The organism is Flavobacterium phycosphaerae, from assembly GCF_010119235.1.
Taxonomy (GTDB): Bacteria; Bacteroidota; Bacteroidia; order Flavobacteriales; family Flavobacteriaceae; genus Flavobacterium; species Flavobacterium phycosphaerae.
On the sequence record NZ_JAAATZ010000001.1, the window covers coordinates 2,647,696 to 2,665,922 of the forward strand.

The window sequence follows — 18,227 nt, forward strand, 5'->3', positions numbered from 1 at the left end:
TTCTTTGGATTTCCCGAGGCTTATTTAGCCCAAAACATACTTAGTTGTACCCTTATGTTGTTGTAACTACCAAAAAGGTAACGCCAATATTTGGAAATTATGCATTACTATTTTAAAAAGTAGGCTGCATGGAGTAAATGACTATGCTGTATTCAGTAAATGACATTGTACCCATGAAGAATACTGAATAATGCCTAATTATTTTGTTTAGGCCTTATAGTTTTACAAAATAAGCCTTATACTTTTTGAAAATACCGATGATACTAAGTTGACTTAGCTTTTATTGCAAAAAATGGAGCAGTTGATTCAGAAAAGCAAACTCAGCAATCCCAATAAAGCCGGAACTGCCTGTACAAAGAAAATTCGTTTAGAAGCGGTAAGTGCACCATAGATTCCGGCCACTAAGACACAAGCTAAAAAAAACAAGGCTACGTTTTTACTCCAATCCACATTGGTTATTAGTAATGACCAAATCAGTCCGGCAGCCAAGAAACCGTTATACAATCCTTGATTAGCAGCCATGACTTTGGTTTTTTCAAATTGGTCGGGCGGAATGGTTTTGAAGACTTTGCGTCCGCGAGTTGTCCAAGCGAACATTTCTAACCAAAGAATATAAAGATGAAGTACCGCAATGAATCCGATCAATAGTTGGGAGAGGAGGTTCATGATTAGTCGTTTTCGTTAAAAATACGCTCAATGCGTTTGTCGGGTACTAACCACATCAAGGCAACAAAAATATAGATAGCCCCGGAAACGATGGGGTAGTAGTTGGCCAACAAAACCGCTATGGTGTATAATATTGGAGATGATTTTCCTTTGAAATCGGTGCCAATCGCTTTTCTTAACATCGAATCATGGCCTTGTTGTTTCAAGATAAAACTTTGTAAAATAAAATAGGCTACTCCGTTCATTAACAGTATAATGCCATACATCATCATAGGGAAAGGCGCAAAGTGATTGTCGCCGTTCCAAGCCGTGGCAAACGGAATCAGGGATAACCAAAACAACAAATGCAAATTGGCCCAAAGGATACTGCCATTGACACGCTTCACCGTGTGCATCATGTGGTGGTGGTTATTCCAATAAATCCCGACGTAAATAAAGCTCAGGATATAACTCAGAAACTTGGGTAACAAAGGTTTTAGGGCATTACAATCCATCCCTTCGGGCACTTTAAATTCCAATACCATGATGGTAATGATAATGGCTAACACGCCGTCGCTGAAGGCTTCGAGTCGGTTTTTATTCATAAGTTACTTGTTTAGTGTGCCTAATGATTTATGAATTTTTCGTTTGTGATGCGTTTGTTTGATATGCGAATCTCCCGAAATGATACTGATGCTACCGTCAATTTCAAACATGGCTAGTTTTACATCTTTGTAAAATTCAACCCCGTGTTCACGCATGGCTTCCTGTAGTTCTTCTGAAGTTATTCCTAATTTGGCCAACGATTTAAAATAAATTTTTCCGTTGTGCACTAAAATCTCGGGCTTATCCTGAACCAATTCTTTAATGAACTGAGAATTCAGCATTATTTTTTTGAAAATTAAATTGATGACAAACAAAGCCACTGCAGCTGTTATGCCGCCAAGTAAGGAAGAATTGCTGCCCACCATAGCGTTTTGTACCGAGTTGCTAATCAGCAAAATCAATATCACATCGGCGGTATTGAGTTGGGATAATTCTTTTTTACCAAAAATGCGCAACGCCACGACCATAAAAAGGTACACGGCAACGCTTCTCAGTACTATGTCCAAATAAGGGTTCATAGCGTTTTAGGCTTGTTTAAGCGCATTACGATAAATACAATTAGGGCCGCCAGAATTAAAAAGCCGCCAATGCCAAACAAAACGTCGGATTGTTTTTTGTCCAGAAATTTGAACAGTACTCCAATAGCAGTTATCATCATGCCTTTGGCAAAAATGATTAGTGAAGGTATATATCTTTTATCCATAATAATGGTGTTTATTTCCATTTAAAATTTTTTCAATTGCTTTAATCATTTCTCCGGCAATGTCTTTGTTGGTAGCGCCTTCAATACCTTCTAATCCCGGTGAAGAGTTTACTTCCAATAGTAACGGCCCTTTAGAGGAGCGAATGATATCTACGCCGGCCACTTTCAAATCCATGGCTTTGGCAGCTTTAATAGCGATACGTTTTTCATCGGCTGTAGGCTTAATTATAGAAGCGGTGCCTCCCATGTGAATGTTCGCTCTGAACTCACCGGCGGCAGCTTCGCGCTGAATGGCAGCTACTACTTTTCCGTCAACCACAAATAGGCGTAAGTCTTTACCGTTGGCCTCTTTGATGAATTCCTGTACTAATATATTAGCATTCAAACTTTTGAACGCATTGATTACAGATTCAGCGGCTTTTTTGGTTTCGGCCAAAACGACTCCTTTTCCTTGCGTACCTTCTAAAAGTTTTACAATCAAGGGCGAGCCACCAACCATTTTAATCAAATCATCCGTATCCAAAGGAGAATTGGCAAAACCCGTGGTGGGAATATCAACGCCGTGGTGCAACAACAATTGCAACGAAAACAGTTTGTCTCTCGATTGGGTTATGGCAGCCGCCGAATTTAAGCAATACACTTTCATCGCTTCAAACTGACGGGTTAGTGCACAACCGTAAAAGGTAATACTCGGACGAATTCTCGGAATGATGGCATCAAAGTTATCCAGGATTTTCCCGCCACGGTAATGAATTTCGGGCTTGTCGGCATCCAATTTCATATAACATTCCTTGATGTTCAGGAAGTGCATTTGGTGGCCGCGCATTTCGCCGGCTTCCATAATACGTTTGTTACTATATAGCTCCGGATTACTGGCCAAAACGCCAATACGAAGACCGGTTCTGTTGGGAACAGAATTGACATAGAGCTCCTTTAAACTTTCTGAAGAGGTTTGTCCTAAAAGGTATTTTTGTTCCGGGTCAACCAATATTCTACCACTCATGGCTTCACGCCCTAACAGCATTCGGAACCCCATAGAGTCTCGGTTGGTCAGCGTCATTTCAATTTCCCAACTGTCGTTTCCTATTTGCAACTTGGTTTGAATCACATAACGCTGTTCGCGGAAACCACTTGAGCTTTTCACGATGCGTTTGTCAATGAGTTTAGCCTCGCAATGGATAACAGTTTTGAGGTTGTTTTGTATAGGGTTGATGTCAAATTTCACCCAGTTTTCGCCTTCTTTTATAAAGGGAGCAATGTTGATGGCATGTAGTGCTGAAGTTTTGGCACCTGAGTCGACACGCGCTTTGATGGCAGGAATACCAAGCTCCGGGAAGGAACACCATTCTTCGGAACCTAATATGATTTTGTTTTGTGGCATGGATGATACATTAAAAAAAGCCACGAATTCACGAAATTTGTCGGTAAACGTTATTCGGAAATCGTGGCTTATAAAAATTAAACTTTTTATTTTGTAGGCTTTTCTGCTTTTTGAATGGTAACGGTCAACTCTTGTGTTGTTTCGTCTAAATCCATAAATATTTCATCGCCTGATGCTATTTTAGAAGTAATAATTTCTTCGGCTAAAGCATCTTCTACATATTTTTGAATCGCCCTTTTTAAAGGACGCGCTCCAAACTGTTTGTCAAAACCTTTCTCCGCTATAAACGCTTTGGCTTTGTCGGAAAGGTTTAGTTTGTATCCCAATTCGGCTACACGAGCGTACAACTTTTTCAATTCGATTTCGATAATTAAATCGATGTCGTGTTTCTCCAAAGCGTTGAATACAATCACATCGTCAATTCGGTTTAAGAATTCAGGCGCAAAGGTTTTCTTCAAAGCGTTTTCAATGATACTTTTCGAATTGTCATCGGCTTGTGAAATTTTGGCCGCGGTACCAAAACCAACTCCTTGTCCGAAGTCTTTCAACTGACGAGCTCCTACATTGGAAGTCATTATAATAATGGTATTTTTGAAATCGATTTTTCTTCCTAAACTATCAGTCAGGTAACCATCATCTAAAACCTGCAGCATCATGTTGAATACATCCGGGTGTGCTTTTTCGATTTCGTCTAATAAAACTACACAGTATGGTTTTCTTCGAACTTTCTCGGTCAATTGTCCGCCTTCTTCATAACCAACGTATCCCGGAGGTGCACCGATTAAACGAGAGATGGCAAATTTCTCCATATACTCGCTCATGTCAATACGGATTAAAGCATCTTCAGAGTCGAATAATTCTTTGGCTAAAACTTTGGCCAATTGTGTTTTACCCACACCGGTTTGTCCTAAGAAAATGAAAGAACCAATTGGGCGATTCGGATCTTTCAATCCGGCACGGTTTCTTTGAATGGAACGGGCGATTTTTAATACCGCTTCGTCTTGTCCGATTACTTTCCCTTTAATCAATTCGGGTAAATGAGCCAGTTTATTGCTTTCGGTTTGGGCAATACGATTTACCGGAATTCCGGTCATCATCGATACTACATCGGCAACGTTGTCTTCGGTAACGCGAATTCTGTTGCTTTTAGAATCTTCTTCCCATTGCTCTTGCGCTATTCCTAAGTCTTTTTCCAAACGTTTTTCATCGTCACGTAACTTGGCCGCTTCTTCGTATTTCTGTTTTTTTACCACCGAATTTTTCAATTCACGTACTTCTTCTAATTGACGCTCTAAGTCCAAAATTTGTTTAGGGACATCAATATTGGTAATGTGAACACGAGAACCTGCTTCGTCTAAAGCGTCAATAGCTTTGTCCGGAAGGAAGCGTTCTGACATGTATCGGTTCGTTAACTTCACACAAGCTTCAATCGCTTCGTCAGTGTAAATTACGTTATGATGATCTTCGTATTTGTTTTTGATGTTGTTCAAAATCGTAATGGTTTCTTCTACCGAAGTAGGCTCTACTATTACCTTTTGAAAACGTCTCTCTAAAGCACCGTCTTTCTCAATATATTGTCGGTACTCATCCAAAGTGGTAGCACCGATACATTGTATTTCGCCACGCGCTAAAGCCGGTTTAAACATGTTCGAGGCATCTAATGAACCTGTAGCGCCACCGGCCCCAACAATAGTATGGATTTCGTCAATGAATAAAATAATGTCGTCGTTTTTCTCTAACTCATTCATTACGGCTTTCATTCTTTCTTCAAATTGCCCACGGTATTTGGTACCGGCAACTAAGGAAGCTAAATCAAGTGTTACGACTCTTTTGTTAAAAAGGATACGCGACACTTTCTTTTGAATGATGCGTAGTGCTAATCCTTCGGCTATGGCCGATTTACCCACACCCGGTTCACCAATCAGTAACGGATTGTTTTTCTTTCTACGGCTCAAAATTTGAGAAACACGTTCTATTTCTTTTTCGCGACCTACTACCGGGTCGAGTTTACCTTCTTCTGCTAATTCGGTTAAATCACGGCCAAAGTTATCCAAAACCGGAGTTTTTGATTTCTTGTTCGTTTTATTCGCCGGATTATTGAAACTGCCTTCTTTCAAACTGTCATCTTGACCTGAATCGTCATTGTACGATTCGTTTTTAGGCAGGTTGTCCATGAAATCTTCTTCGTTCGGTGTCATATTTAAGTATTGTTCTTTAACTACGTTATAGTCTATTTTAAGTCTATGCAGCAGTTTGGTTGTTGGATCATTTTCATTTCTTAGTATACACAAAAGTAAATGAGCCGTACTGATTGAAGTGGCTTGGAATACTTTGGCTTCTAAGAACGTAGTTTTTAAAGCGCGTTCCGCTTGACGAGTCAAGTGTAAATTTTTCTTTTCGTTGCTTATTTCAACATTCGGGTTGGCAGGGCTTAATACCTCTACTTTTTTACGCAAATGTTCCAAATCAATTGACAGGTTATTTAAAATAGCAATCGCTTTACCGTTTCCATCTCTTAAGATACCAAGCATCAGATGTTCCGTTCCAATGAAGTCGTGGCCTAAACGCAGTGCCTCTTCCTTACTGTAAGTGATTACATCTTTGACTCTTGGTGAAAAGTTATCATCCATATAGTATATGATTTGTATTGTAAATTTAGTTATAATGGCTGATTATTACAAAAATCATTCCTGCTAAATGTACTGTCAGCTAATTGACAAAAAAAAAGCCAATAATGAAAGTAGGGTTAGCGGTTATTTATTAACCAAAAAAAGCCCCTATTTTGTTAATAAATCATTGAAATTTGTGATTGAAAAACCCTTGTATTTTTGTCAAATAACCTATATTAGCACGTTTTGAATTTGAACTAATTTTTTATTAATAATTTATAAAATATGTCTGACGGAGAAAGGTTAATTCCGATTAACATCGAAGATGAAATGAAATCAGCTTACATCGATTATTCGATGTCTGTAATTGTCTCAAGAGCACTGCCTGACGTGCGTGATGGTTTAAAGCCAGTACACCGAAGAGTGTTATACGGAATGTATGATTTAGGAGTTTTTTCAAACAGAGCTCATAAAAAATCCGCAAGAATTGTTGGAGAAGTATTAGGTAAATATCACCCACACGGTGACACCTCGGTTTATGATGCCATGGTTCGTATGGCGCAAGAATGGAGTTTACGTTACTTATTGATTGACGGTCAGGGTAACTTTGGTTCGGTTGACGGCGATAGCCCTGCGGCTATGCGTTATACGGAAGCCAGAATGAAAAAGATGTCAGAAGACATAATGGCAGATATCGACAAAGAAACGGTAGATTTCCAATTGAACTTTGACGATACGTTGTATGAGCCAAAAGTAATGCCAACCCGAGTTCCGAATCTTTTGATAAACGGAGCCTCAGGTATTGCGGTAGGTATGGCTACTAACATGGCACCTCACAATTTGACTGAAGTTATCGATGGTACTTTAGCATACATTGATAATAATGATATAGAAATTGATGAATTAATCACACACATCAAAGCTCCTGATTTCCCTACGGGTGGAGTTATTTATGGGTATGAAGGTGTTCGTGAAGCTTTCAAAACAGGACGTGGCCGTATTGTCATTCGTGCTAAAGTTGGCTTTGAAGAATCTAACGGAAGAGAAGCTATTGTCGTTTCTGAAATTCCATACCAAGTTAATAAGGCTGACATGATTAAGAAAACAGCCGACTTAATTAATGAAAAGAAGATCGAAGGGATTTCCAATATTCGTGACGAATCGGACAGAAGCGGTATGCGTATCGTGTATGAACTAAAACGTGATGCGGTACCGAATGTAGTGTTGAATACCCTTTATAAGTATACTCAACTACAGTCTTCTTTCAGTGTGAATAACATTGCACTAGTAAACGGAAGACCACAAATGCTGAATGTAAAAGAATTGATTCACTATTTCGTAGAGCACCGTCACGATGTTGTAGTAAGAAGAACACAATTTGAATTACGCAAAGCAGAAGAAAGAGCTCATATCTTAGAAGGTTTAATTATTGCTTCAGACAACATTGATGAAGTAATTGCCTTGATTCGTTCTTCCAAAGACGGTGATGAAGCTCGTGCCAAGTTAATAGAAAGATTTAATTTGTCTGATATTCAAGCTCGTGCCATTGTAGAGATGCGTTTACGTCAATTAACCGGTCTGGAACAAGACAAGTTAAGAGCGGAGTACGAAGAAATCATGAAATTAATTCAACGCTTGAAAGATTTATTGGCAAGCAAAGAATTGAGAATGGAATTGATTAAAGAAGAATTAATCGAAATCAGAGATAAATATGGTGATGCTCGTCGTTCTCAGATTGAATATTCAGGAGGCGATGTAAGTATCGAAGATTTGATTGCCGATGAGAATGTTGTGATTACCATTTCGCATGCCGGTTATATTAAACGTACTAACTTATCAGAATACAAAACGCAGAATAGAGGAGGCGTTGGACAAAAAAGTGCCGGAACCAGAGATCAGGATTTCTTAGAACATTTGTTTGTAGCAACCAACCACCAGTACTTGTTGTTCTTTACTCAAAAAGGAAAATGTTTCTGGATGCGTGTCTACGAAATTCCGGAAGGAAGCAAAACAAGCAAAGGGCGTGCTATTCAAAACTTAATCAACATTGAAAGTGATGATAAAGTTAAAGCCTTCATTTGTACTCAAGATTTAAAAGACGAAGACTACATCAACAGTCACTATGTAATTATGGCAACCAAGCAAGGTCAAGTGAAGAAAACGCCATTGGAGCAATATTCACGTCCGCGTCAAAACGGAATCAACGCCATTACCATCAGAGAAGATGATGAGCTATTAGAAGCTAAACTAACGAATGGTGAAAGCCAAGTGTTAGTAGCTGTAAAATCAGGAAAGTTAGTTCGTTTTGAAGAAGAAAAAACGCGTCCGATGGGAAGAACGGCTTCCGGAGTTCGCGGAATTACTTTGGCCGATGATAAAGATGAAGTAATCGGAATGGTTTCTGTTAACAAAGACGATATCAATGACACTCAATTATTGGTTGTTACTGAAAACGGTTACGGTAAAAGAACCAAATTGGTAGATGAAGACGGGGAAGATGTTTACCGTATCACTAACAGAGGTGGAAAAGGAGTCAAAACTTTAAACATTACTGAAAAAACCGGAGCACTTATTTCTATTAACGCCGTAACGGATGAAGATGATTTAATGATTATCAACAAATCAGGATTGACCATTAGAATGGAAGTGTCTGATTTGAGAGTTATGGGAAGAGCTACCCAAGGGGTTCGTTTAATTAATATTAAAGGAAACGATTCCATTGCCGCTGTAACCAAAGTAATGAAAGAAGATGAAGAAGATGTGGTTGAAGGAGAATTCGAAAGCAACGATGATGTCACTGATGTTAGCGATGCAACCGAAACTTCAGACGACACACAAGAATAATTTTTAAATAAAATACCACATGAAAATTAAACACATTGTATTGGCTTCAACAATACTAGTTTCTGTTTCAACTTATGCTCAAAAGGATGAGCTGAAGGCTTTGAAGAGAATATATGCCAAAGATGAAATCAAAGGAAATGATTTAACAGAGTATAAAGCTTTAGTGACCAAAGTTCAGCCATTGGCTACTGAAGAGGGAGATAAAGTCTACGCCGTTTTTTATAAGGTCATGACTCCGGTTTTAGAATCGTTAGCGATTGATCAGACCATGACACCTATTCAGATTCAGGCTGCCTTGATGAAATTAGCTAACCCAAAAGCCATAGCTGATTTGGCAACCGGCTTGAATGCTACTTTGGATTATGAAAAGAAGACTGGTAAAAAGGTTTATACTGATGATATTAATGAAACCATTACAGCATTTAAACCACAACTTGTAAATCTGGCTGTAGGCTTAGGGAATGCTAAGCAGTACAAAGAAGCCGGAGACGTTTTATATGCTATTTATCAATTGGATAAAAAAGATCAGGAAAAATTATTCTACGCCGCCAGCTATGCCGTAAATGGTCAAGATTATGATAAAGCCTTGGATTATTACAATCAGTTAAAAGGACTTAATTATACCGGTGAAGGCACTGTATATTGGGCGACTAACAAAGCTTCTAAACAAGAAGAAACTTTTCCGTCAAAAGTGGAAAGAGATTTATACTTGAAATCCGGTACACATGAGAAACCACGTGATGAAAAATTGGAATCAAAAAGAGGCGAGATTTTTAAAAATATTGCTTTAATTCTGGTGCAACAAGGCAAAACAGAGGAAGCCAAAAAGGCCGTTACTGAAGCTCGTAAAGCTAGCCCTGAAGACGATTCGTTATTGTTAACAGAGTTGGATTTATATTTAAAAATCAAAGATTACGATACTTACACAAGATTAGTAAATGAAGCATTAGAAAAAAATCCGACGAATGTTGATTTACTTTATAATTTGGGTGTTATCAGTGCAGACAGAGGTAAATTAGACGAAGCAGAGAAATACTATAAAAAGGCTTTGGAAGTTAACCCTAATTATTTCAATGCTAATTTAAATTTGGCCGAACTAAAATTAAGAGCCGATGAGAAATGGGTTACCGAAATGAATAAATTAGGAACTTCAGACAAAGACAACAAACGATATGAAGTTTTGAAGGGAGAAAGAGATAAAAATTTCAAGTCAGTGTTGCCTTATCTTGAAAAAGCCTATGAGCTTGAGCCAGCCAATGAAGCCGCCAAAAAAACGTTATTGAGTGTATATAATGCTCTTGAAATGACTGATAAATACAAAGCATTAAAAGCTAAACAATAATCAGTTGATTCCAAATAAAAAAACCATCCTAATTAGGATGGTTTTTTTATTTATACTTATATTTTATAAGTGAATTACTTCGCCATAAGCATCAGCCACAGCTTCCATCACTGCTTCACTCATCGTTGGGTGTGGGTGAACCGCTTTCAGAATTTCGTGTCCGGTCGTTTCTAATTTACGAGCTACAACTGCTTCTGCAATCATATCCGTAACACCAGCACCAATCATATGACAGCCTAACCATTCACCGTATTTAGCATCAAAAATAACTTTTACAAAACCATCCGGAGTTCCGGCTGCTTTGGCTTTTCCTGAAGCGGTGAATGGGAATTTCCCTATTTTTAATTCGTATCCTTTTTCTTTGGCTTGTTTTTCAGTCATACCTACAGAAGCAATTTCAGGAGTGGCATAAGTACAACCCGGTATGTTTCCGTAATCTAAGGCTTCAACATGTAAACCGGCAATTTTTTCTACACAAAGGATTCCTTCCGCTGAAGCCACATGAGCCAAAGCTTGTCCCGGAGTCACATCGCCAATGGCATAATAACCCGGTACATTGGTTTGGTAGAAATCATTAACCAAAATTTTATCTTTATCGGTTTTAATTCCGGTTTCTTCTAGGCCAATATTTTCGATATTGGTTTTGATTCCAACAGCCGAAAGTAAAATATCAGCTTCTAAAACTTCTTCGCCTTTGGCTGTTTTTACAAATGCTTTTACACCGTTTCCTGTAGTGTCAATACGTTCAACAGAAGAATTAGTCATTACAGTAATTCCTGATTTCTTTAAAGAACGCTCAAATTGTTTTGAAATATCTTCGTCTTCAACCGGCACTACATTAGGCATAAACTCTACTATAGTCACTTCGGTTCCCATCGAGTTGTAGAAATGAGCAAACTCAACACCAATAGCACCTGAACCTACAACAATCATTTTCTTTGGTTGCGAAGGTAATGTCATGGCTTGTCGGTATCCAATAACTTTTACACCATCTTGTGGTAAGTTTGGCAATTCTCTTGAACGGGCTCCGGTAGCGATGATGATATGGTCAGCAGTATACTCTGTTACTTTACCATCAGCTGCAGTCACGTCAACTTTTTTACCTGGTTTCACTTTCCCAAAACCGTCAATAACATCGATTTTGTTTTTCTTCATCAAGAATTGAACCCCTTTGCTCATTCCGTCAGCCACACCACGAGAGCGGGCAATTACGGCATTAAAATCTTTGTCAAATTCTTTTACCGTCAAACCATAATCTGAAGCATGCTTTAGGTAATCAAAAACCTGAGCCGATTTTAATAGCGCTTTGGTTGGAATACATCCCCAATTTAAACAAATGCCACCAAGGTTTTCTTTTTCTATTACGGCTACTTTAAAGCCTAATTGTGACGCACGGATAGCCGTAACATAACCGCCCGGACCACTTCCTAAAACAATAATATCGTATTTCATGAGTAAATAATTTCTAAAGATTTTGTGACTGCGAATTTAAGGATTTATTTTGAAAATTTAGCTTTCAACAGCAAACTGTGAATCGTATAAATTTTTATAATAGCCTTGCGCTTTATTAACCAATTCCTGATGGGTTCCTTCTTCAACAATTTGCCCTTTGTCCATCACAATAATTTTATCCGCTTTAATGATGGTAGCCAAACGGTGTGCAATAATGATGGAAGTACGGTTTTGCGTGATTCTTTCGGTAGCTTTTTGAATTAATTCCTCGCTGTAAGTATCAATGGAAGAAGTGGCTTCATCTAAAATTAAAATACTGGGATTACTCACATAAGCCCGTAAAAAAGCAATCAATTGACGCTGTCCCGAAGAAAGCATAACCCCGCGTTCTTTTACGTCATAATCATAACCGCCCGGTAAACTTTTAATGAATTTATGCACGCCAATTTTCTTGGCCGCTTCTATCACATTTTCGCGGGTAATAGTGGGATTGTTAAGAGTAATATTGTTGTGAATAGTATCAGCAAAAAGAAATACATCTTGCAATACAATGGCAATCTGTTTGCGAAGGCTTTCCATTTGGAAGTCATTGATGTTTTGCTCATCTATAAAAATGGCTCCTGAATTGATTTCGTAAAAACGATTCAGCAAATTTATGATAGTTGATTTTCCGGCACCGGTAGCACCAACAATGGCAATAGTTTCTCCTGATTTTACATTCAGCGAAATCCCTTTTACTACTTCTTCATTATCAATATAGCTGAAACGAACATTTTCAAAGTGAATGTTTCCTTTAAAATGTCCGGCTATTTTGGTTCCGTCAAGTTGTACATCTTTATCGGTATCTAAAATATCAAACACTCTATTGGCTGAAATCATGCCCATTTGCATTTCATTGAACTTATCCGCAATCTGACGCAAGGGGTTGAACAACATGGCAATAAACATGGTGTACGAAAACAAATCTCCGAAAGTGGTGAACTTATCGCCGTCTAAAATATGAAATCCGCCATACAAGACCACCGCAGCAAGTGTTAATGACGATATAATTTCGGCAATGGGAAAAAAGATAGAGTTGTAAAAAATGGTTTTTATCCAAGCCTTATTGTGTTTGCCGTTGATTTCTTTGAACTTTTCATATTCAATTTCTTCGCGATTGAAAAGCTGTACGATTTTCATTCCGGTTACTCTTTCCTGCACGAATGTATTCATATTGGCTACTTGGGTTCGTACTTCTTCAAAAGCAATCTGCATTTTTCGCTGAAAGATTCTTGTGATGTAAACCAAAATCGGCATGGCGATAATAACGATCCAAGTTAATCTCCAATTCATGAAAAACATAAAAAGCAATACGATAACCATTTTCATTAAATCACTAAAAATCATAAAAAGACCTTGGCTGAAAATACGGGCAATCTGTTCGATATCAGAAACAGAGCGTGTCACTAATTGTCCCACCGGCGCATTGTCATAATACTTCATGCGGAAACTCAGCATGTGTTTGAATAACTTTGTTCGGATGTCTTTAATAATGTCTTGTCCCAGCCAGTTGGCCCAATACACAAAATAGAACTGTGAAAGGGTTTCCATCAACAATACAATTCCCATCATGGCTATATAGAATAACAAACCGTGCTCGTCTTTCGGCTTGATATAGGAATCAACCGTGTGCTTCAATAAATAGGGGCGAAGGGCTGCAAAAACGGATAACGACACCGCAAAGAAAATAACACTGTAATACCTTTTTTTATAAGGCTTGGTGTATTTTAGAATACGTTTGAATAAATTAGTGTCGAATGCTTTTGCCTGCATGGTTATGGTAGGTATTCGTATTCAATTTTGGTTAAATATAATCCGTGGGCGGGAACTGAAAACCCGGCTTTGCTGCGGTTTTTACTTTCAATTATTTTTTCGAAGTCGGCTAGACTAACTTTACCTAATCCAATATTAATCATCGTACCAACAATAGCCCGAACCATATTGCGCAGGAAACGGTCAGCCGAAATGGTAAATAGTAGTTTAGTACCGTTTTGTTGCCAATGGGCTTCAAAAATTACACAGTTAAAGGTTCGTACATCCGAATTGGTTTTTGAAAAGCATTCAAAATCAGTGTGCTTAAACAACAACCCACAAGCTTCATTCATTTTGTCTAAATCCAGTTTGTTTTGGTACTGCCAACTGCCTTGGGACTCAAAAGCATCTTTGAAAGTATGTATGTGATATTCATAAGTTCGTTTGGTAGCATCAAAGCGGGCATGGGCCTCATCGGCTACTTTTATGATGTCAAAAATGACAATGTCTTTCGGTAAAAAAGAATTAAGTTTATGAACTAGTTCTGCCGAATCAATTGGAGTATCGAAATCAAAATGCGCATACATTTGACGGGCATGAACACCGGTATCTGTTCTTCCGGCGCCCACAATATCAATTTCGGTTTTTAGTAAAACGGATAAAGCTTTGTTTAGTGTTTCCTGTACAGAACAAGCATCGGGCTGGTATTGCCAACCGTGGTAGTTTGTTCCGTTATAAGCTAATTCGATAAAATATCTCAAGATGTTTATGCCAAATTTTAAGTGACAAAGTTACAAAGTTTTTATGTTGGAGAAAGGTTAAAGTTTAGCTAGTTTTTGGTTACTTTTTCTTGGTCATTACTTTAAAAACAATTGGAAACACCATCATCCAAAGCATCGAAAGATTTTTCAATTCCGGTTGTGGAATAAGCAGGTACGTAATCATAATTAAAACCGCTGAAGCTGAAAAGCCAATGACCGCAATTTTTCGCTTTTGCAGTTCGGCCTTGTGTTCGCTTATATCAGTGTTTAAGCGTATGGAAGGCCTTTTTATTACGATGTAATGGTATAATACAAATTGGGCAATGACACAAAACAGAATCATAAAAAGATACATGAAAAAAGGAATCATTTGTCCCTTGGCACGAGTAATGAGTGTGGCGCTAAAAGGAAATAATCCGATAAAAAATAATAACAACATATTTCTAATCACTAAACCTTTGTCGTAATCTTTTAATAAACTGAACATTTTTAAATGCTGGTACCAAATAGCGCCAATGAAAATGAAGCTCACTATATAGGCCAAAAGCGTTGGTATTAGATGTAGCAAAGCTTTGGCTAATGTTTCGGTGGTTAACTCTTCGGTTTCCGGGATTTTTATTTCTATAGCCATCAAAGTGATTACTATGGCAAACACGGCATCACTAAACAATATCATACGTTCTAATTGAAATTCTTTCTTGATTTCGTCACGAGTAATCTCTTCGTTATCATTTGGTTTCATGTTGAGTTTTTTTTGGTTAGTAACTCAAATATAAAAACTTTTTCGTTAAATAATCCGTACTCAAAATGAAGTTGATTTACTTTGTACCTTAGCCACTCGAAAATACAACCACTTAGCCATTTTATGAAAAAAATCCTCCTCCTTTCGGATACTCATAGTCATATAGATGATGCCATCTTAAAGTATGTAAATCAAGCTGATGAAGTGTGGCATGCCGGAGACATTGGCGATTTAAAAGTTACCGATACGCTAAAAGCCCTAAAGCCTTTGCGAGCGGTTTATGGCAATATTGATGATGACAAGGCGCGAATGGAATTTCCGTTAAACAATAGATTCCTCTGCGAAGGTGTTGATGTTTTGATAACTCACATTGGCGGTTATCCCGGAAAGTACAATCAAGTAATTCGGGCTGAGATTCAAAAGAATCCACCCAAGCTTTTCATTTGCGGGCATTCACACATCTTAAAAGTACAGTTTGATAAACAATTGGGGTTATTGCACATGAATCCGGGCGCTTGTGGTATTTATGGATTTCACCAAGTTCGTACCATGTTGCGATTTGAAATTGATGGCGATAAGATTCAAAATTTGGAAATTATTGAAATAGGCAAGAAGTAGTTTTTAGCCACAGATTGTAACGGATTAAACAGGTTTTAACAGATTTGTTTTTGATGTTAATCTGTCTAAATCAGTCAAATTTGTGTTGTCTGTGTGCTATTATATAGTTTATTAGCTTGTCCTCTAAGAACATCTTTGAAGAATTTGCGGTTAAAAATAAATAGAAACTGAGCCGAGTTCGGATTAAATAAAAAACCCGAACCATAAGATTCGGGCTTTTTGCAGCACTAAAAAACTAAGTTTATAGGTTTATCGCAATCGATCCACAGATTTTACGAGATCTTCATCCTTTTTGATGGCTTTGTTGGCCAAAACCAAAAATACGATAGAAAAAATAGGTAAGAACATCCCAATACCCTTCTCAGAAACGGTAACCGTTCCTCCGGATAGATTTAGTGTTCGATACACAAATAATCCTAATAAAATTAAATTCAATATGATATTCAATCTGCCCATGACAAATTGTTGTTGTCTTTTTGCATGTGATAAAATGCTCAATAATGATAAGGTAGCACTCAACCCGAATAAGGTTACATAAGCAATATCCATCATGAAATAAAAGGACTTACCGGCAGCGTCTTTCCACAAAGGAAAAACAAAAGGCAATACCCCTGAAAGTATCAGGCAAACTATCAAATAATACGTTTGTATTCTAAACATGAATTTTTAAAAAAATGTTGGACAAAAATATAGTTTCTTTTTAAAAAATACTATTGCATGGTAAAATATTATTTGTATTATTGCATAACCAATCCGTAAGTACTTCATCCTTCGGACAATTCTTTACAATAATTTCTACCCACATTTGTACTATTTTCCATATTCGAATTTAAATCAAAACAATATTCATGTTTGATATTTCTGCCTTAAAAGAAATGAAGCTTGCTGAGCTTCAAGAAATTGCCAAGTTAGCAAAGACCATAAAAGTTACCGGTGCCAAAAAAGACACGCTGATTGCGCAAATTTTGGAACATCAAGATAAAGCTGTTGCCGTCAAGGAAGCACAACCCACTGAAAAAGCTATGGATAATAAATCCAAACGTGCTCGTATTGTTCCTGAAACCAAAAAAGCTCCTGAAACGAATCAAAGCGATTTGTTTGCCGACGAAGTTCAAGAACCTGTAAAAGTGGAAGAAAAGCCGGCTTTTCAAAATAAAAATCAAAAATTTAAGAAACCACTTTTCGATAAAAAGAAAAATAACAATACTGAAGTTGTTGCCCAACAACCAACTGAAAGTGACATAGCTTCAGCAGATACACCAGTCACTACTGAAGAAACAGAAACCCTTCCGAATCAAAATCCTGACGGAAATCGCGAACCGAAACATAAAAACCAAAATCCCAACCAAAATAATAACGGAAACGGGAACAATGGCAACAACGGTAACAACAACCCCAATTTTAAAGGAAAAAAACAAAACAATTTCCGCGACTCTGATTATGAGTTTGATGGTATTATAGAAAGCGAAGGTGTTCTCGAAATGATGCCTGACGGGTATGGTTTCCTGCGCTCTTCGGATTACAACTATTTAGCTTCTCCGGATGATATTTATTTATCGACATCACAAATCAGATTGTTTGGTTTGAAAACCGGTGATACTGTAAAAGGAGTAGTGCGTCCTCCAAAAGAAGGAGAGAAGTTCTTCCCGCTGGTAAGAGTTTTAAAAATTAACGGACACGATCCGCAAGTGGTAAGAGACAGAGTTTCATTTGAGCATTTAACACCAATTTTTCCAAAAGAAAAATTCAACATAGCCGATAAACAAGCCAGTGTATCTACTCGAGTGATTGATTTGTTTTCCCCAATAGGAAAAGGCCAACGTGGTATGATTGTGGCTCAACCCAAAACGGGTAAAACCATGTTATTGAAAGACATCGCCAATGCCATAGCAGCTAATCATCCTGAAGTGTATTTAATTGTATTGCTGATTGATGAAAGACCTGAAGAGGTTACTGATATGCAACGCAGCGTTCGTGGTGAAGTAATTGCTTCAACCTTTGACAGAGAGCCCATGGAGCACGTGAAAATTGCCAATATTGTTTTAGAGAAATCGAAACGTTTGGTAGAATGTGGTCACGATGTGGTGATTTTGTTAGACTCCATTACGCGTTTGGCCAGAGCTTACAACACCGTACAACCGGCCTCAGGTAAAGTATTATCGGGTGGGGTGGATGCGAATGCTTTACAAAAACCTAAACGTTTCTTCGGGGCAGCTCGTAACGTAGAAAATGGTGGTTCTTTGAGTATCATTGCTACTGCCTTAACCGAAACCGGTTCTAAAATGGATGAAGTAATTTTCGAAGAATTCAAAGGTACCGGTAACATGGAGTTACAATTAGATAGAAAAATTGCTAACCGCAGAATCTTCCCAGCTATCGATTTGACCTCGTCAAGTACGCGTCGTGATGATTTATTATTAGACGAAAAAACACTGCAAAGAATGTGGATTCTTCGCAAGTTCTTGGCCGATATGAATCCGGTGGAAGCGATGGATACTATCAATGACAAGATTAAGAAAACCCGAAATAACGATGAGTTCCTCATTTCGATGAACGACTAAATACAAAATCCCAATCTAAACGGTTGGGATTTTTTATTAACTAAAATGTCATCTTGTCAGCCTGTTTTTGTTTAAAACTGACAATTTAATACTAATTATTACTTGGCATAATAGTTGTCATTCTCGAAATCGTACAACACAAAGTACTATTCACTCGTAGAGGAATAATCAA

General features: G+C 37.9%; 15 protein-coding genes. 4 read left to right on the plus strand and 11 right to left on the minus strand.

Annotation, left to right across the window (positions count from 1 at the left end):
* Positions 1-306: 306 nt before the first annotated feature.
* From GUU89_RS11820 to GUU89_RS11845, 6 genes are all read right to left on the minus strand, one after another.
* Entirely contained in the window at positions 307-666 is a 360-nt protein-coding gene (locus tag GUU89_RS11820) for a DUF1304 domain-containing protein (protein WP_162128109.1), read from the minus strand.
* 2 nt (positions 667-668) lie between these two features.
* Complete coding sequence (locus GUU89_RS11825; protein WP_162128110.1) at positions 669-1,250, minus strand: TMEM175 family protein; 582 nt, start codon at positions 1,248-1,250, stop codon at positions 669-671.
* Between the two features lie 3 nt (positions 1,251-1,253).
* Positions 1,254-1,769 carry a DUF421 domain-containing protein gene (locus GUU89_RS11830; RefSeq protein ID WP_162128111.1) on the minus strand — a complete coding sequence of 172 codons (516 nt, stop codon included), beginning with the start codon at positions 1,767-1,769 and terminating at the stop codon, positions 1,254-1,256.
* Positions 1,766-1,975, minus strand: a complete 210-nt coding sequence (locus tag GUU89_RS11835) for a GGIII-like transmembrane region-containing protein (protein ID WP_162128112.1) — start codon at positions 1,973-1,975, stop codon at positions 1,766-1,768. Before GUU89_RS11835 ends, GUU89_RS11830 begins: the two co-directional genes overlap by 4 nt.
* On the minus strand, positions 1,947-3,335 hold the full coding sequence (gene rimK / locus GUU89_RS11840) for a 30S ribosomal protein S6--L-glutamate ligase (protein WP_162128113.1): 1,389 nt from the start codon (positions 3,333-3,335) through the stop codon (positions 1,947-1,949). Before rimK ends, GUU89_RS11835 begins: the two co-directional genes overlap by 29 nt.
* An 86-nt stretch (positions 3,336-3,421) precedes the next feature.
* Positions 3,422-5,965, minus strand: coding sequence for an ATP-dependent Clp protease ATP-binding subunit (locus GUU89_RS11845; protein ID WP_162128114.1), 2,544 nt, complete (start codon positions 5,963-5,965; stop codon positions 3,422-3,424).
* 264 nt (positions 5,966-6,229) lie between these two features.
* On the opposite strand from GUU89_RS11845, the gene gyrA reads away from it, so the two are divergent.
* Entirely contained in the window at positions 6,230-8,788 is a 2,559-nt protein-coding gene (gene gyrA / locus GUU89_RS11850) for a DNA gyrase subunit A (protein ID WP_162128115.1), read from the plus strand.
* A gap of 19 nt (positions 8,789-8,807) precedes the next feature.
* A complete protein-coding gene (locus tag GUU89_RS11855) occupies positions 8,808-10,130 on the plus strand; it encodes a tetratricopeptide repeat protein (RefSeq protein WP_162128116.1) in 1,323 nt (440 codons plus the stop codon).
* Between the two features lie 63 nt (positions 10,131-10,193).
* On the opposite strand, the gene lpdA is transcribed toward GUU89_RS11855, so the two are convergent.
* The 4 genes from lpdA to GUU89_RS11875 form a co-directional block, all read right to left on the minus strand.
* A complete protein-coding gene (gene lpdA / locus GUU89_RS11860) occupies positions 10,194-11,582 on the minus strand; it encodes a dihydrolipoyl dehydrogenase (protein ID WP_162128117.1) in 1,389 nt (462 codons plus the stop codon).
* A 57-nt stretch (positions 11,583-11,639) separates the two neighbouring features.
* On the minus strand, positions 11,640-13,394 hold the full coding sequence (locus tag GUU89_RS11865; RefSeq protein WP_162128118.1) for an ABC transporter ATP-binding protein: 1,755 nt from the start codon (positions 13,392-13,394) through the stop codon (positions 11,640-11,642).
* Between the two features lie 2 nt (positions 13,395-13,396).
* Complete coding sequence (truA, locus tag GUU89_RS11870) at positions 13,397-14,134, minus strand: tRNA pseudouridine(38-40) synthase TruA (RefSeq protein ID WP_162128119.1); 738 nt, start codon at positions 14,132-14,134, stop codon at positions 13,397-13,399.
* A gap of 79 nt (positions 14,135-14,213) precedes the next feature.
* Positions 14,214-14,876: a TMEM175 family protein gene (locus GUU89_RS11875; protein WP_162128120.1), complete on the minus strand. Its 663-nt coding sequence runs from the start codon at positions 14,874-14,876 to the stop codon at positions 14,214-14,216.
* 123 nt (positions 14,877-14,999) lie between these two features.
* On the opposite strand from GUU89_RS11875, the gene GUU89_RS11880 reads away from it, so the two are divergent.
* The gene (locus GUU89_RS11880; protein WP_162128121.1) at positions 15,000-15,494 is read left to right on the plus strand and encodes a metallophosphoesterase family protein; all 495 of its coding nucleotides are present in this window, start codon (positions 15,000-15,002) and stop codon (positions 15,492-15,494) included.
* A gap of 249 nt (positions 15,495-15,743) precedes the next feature.
* On the opposite strand, the gene GUU89_RS11885 is transcribed toward GUU89_RS11880, so the two are convergent.
* Entirely contained in the window at positions 15,744-16,154 is a 411-nt protein-coding gene (locus GUU89_RS11885) for a DUF4293 family protein (RefSeq protein WP_162128122.1), read from the minus strand.
* A gap of 188 nt (positions 16,155-16,342) precedes the next feature.
* Here GUU89_RS11885 and rho point away from each other — a divergent pair, with 188 nt between their 5' ends.
* A complete protein-coding gene (gene rho / locus GUU89_RS11890; RefSeq protein ID WP_162128123.1) occupies positions 16,343-18,055 on the plus strand; it encodes a transcription termination factor Rho in 1,713 nt (570 codons plus the stop codon).
* Positions 18,056-18,227: the final 172 nt, after the last annotated feature.

Excerpts from the sequence above, each read along its gene's own strand:
- GUU89_RS11820 (WP_162128109.1), bottom strand. The coding sequence starts at position 666 with ATGAACCTCCTCTCCCAACTATTGATCGGATTCATTGCGGTACTTCAT.
- GUU89_RS11825 (WP_162128110.1), bottom strand. The coding sequence starts at position 1,250 with ATGAATAAAAACCGACTCGAAGCCTTCAGCGACGGCGTGTTAGCCATT.
- GUU89_RS11830 (WP_162128111.1), bottom strand. The coding sequence starts at position 1,769 with ATGAACCCTTATTTGGACATAGTACTGAGAAGCGTTGCCGTGTACCTT.
- GUU89_RS11835 (WP_162128112.1), bottom strand. The coding sequence starts at position 1,975 with ATGGAAATAAACACCATTATTATGGATAAAAGATATATACCTTCACTA.
- rimK (WP_162128113.1), bottom strand. The coding sequence starts at position 3,335 with ATGCCACAAAACAAAATCATATTAGGTTCCGAAGAATGGTGTTCCTTC.
- GUU89_RS11845 (WP_162128114.1), bottom strand. The coding sequence starts at position 5,965 with ATGGATGATAACTTTTCACCAAGAGTCAAAGATGTAATCACTTACAGT.
- gyrA (WP_162128115.1), top strand. The coding sequence starts at position 6,230 with ATGTCTGACGGAGAAAGGTTAATTCCGATTAACATCGAAGATGAAATG.
- GUU89_RS11855 (WP_162128116.1), top strand. The coding sequence starts at position 8,808 with ATGAAAATTAAACACATTGTATTGGCTTCAACAATACTAGTTTCTGTT.
- lpdA (WP_162128117.1), bottom strand. The coding sequence starts at position 11,582 with ATGAAATACGATATTATTGTTTTAGGAAGTGGTCCGGGCGGTTATGTT.
- GUU89_RS11865 (WP_162128118.1), bottom strand. The coding sequence starts at position 13,394 with ATGCAGGCAAAAGCATTCGACACTAATTTATTCAAACGTATTCTAAAA.
- GUU89_RS11875 (WP_162128120.1), bottom strand. The coding sequence starts at position 14,876 with ATGAAACCAAATGATAACGAAGAGATTACTCGTGACGAAATCAAGAAA.
- GUU89_RS11880 (WP_162128121.1), top strand. The coding sequence starts at position 15,000 with ATGAAAAAAATCCTCCTCCTTTCGGATACTCATAGTCATATAGATGAT.
- GUU89_RS11885 (WP_162128122.1), bottom strand. The coding sequence starts at position 16,154 with ATGTTTAGAATACAAACGTATTATTTGATAGTTTGCCTGATACTTTCA.
- rho (WP_162128123.1), top strand. The coding sequence starts at position 16,343 with ATGTTTGATATTTCTGCCTTAAAAGAAATGAAGCTTGCTGAGCTTCAA.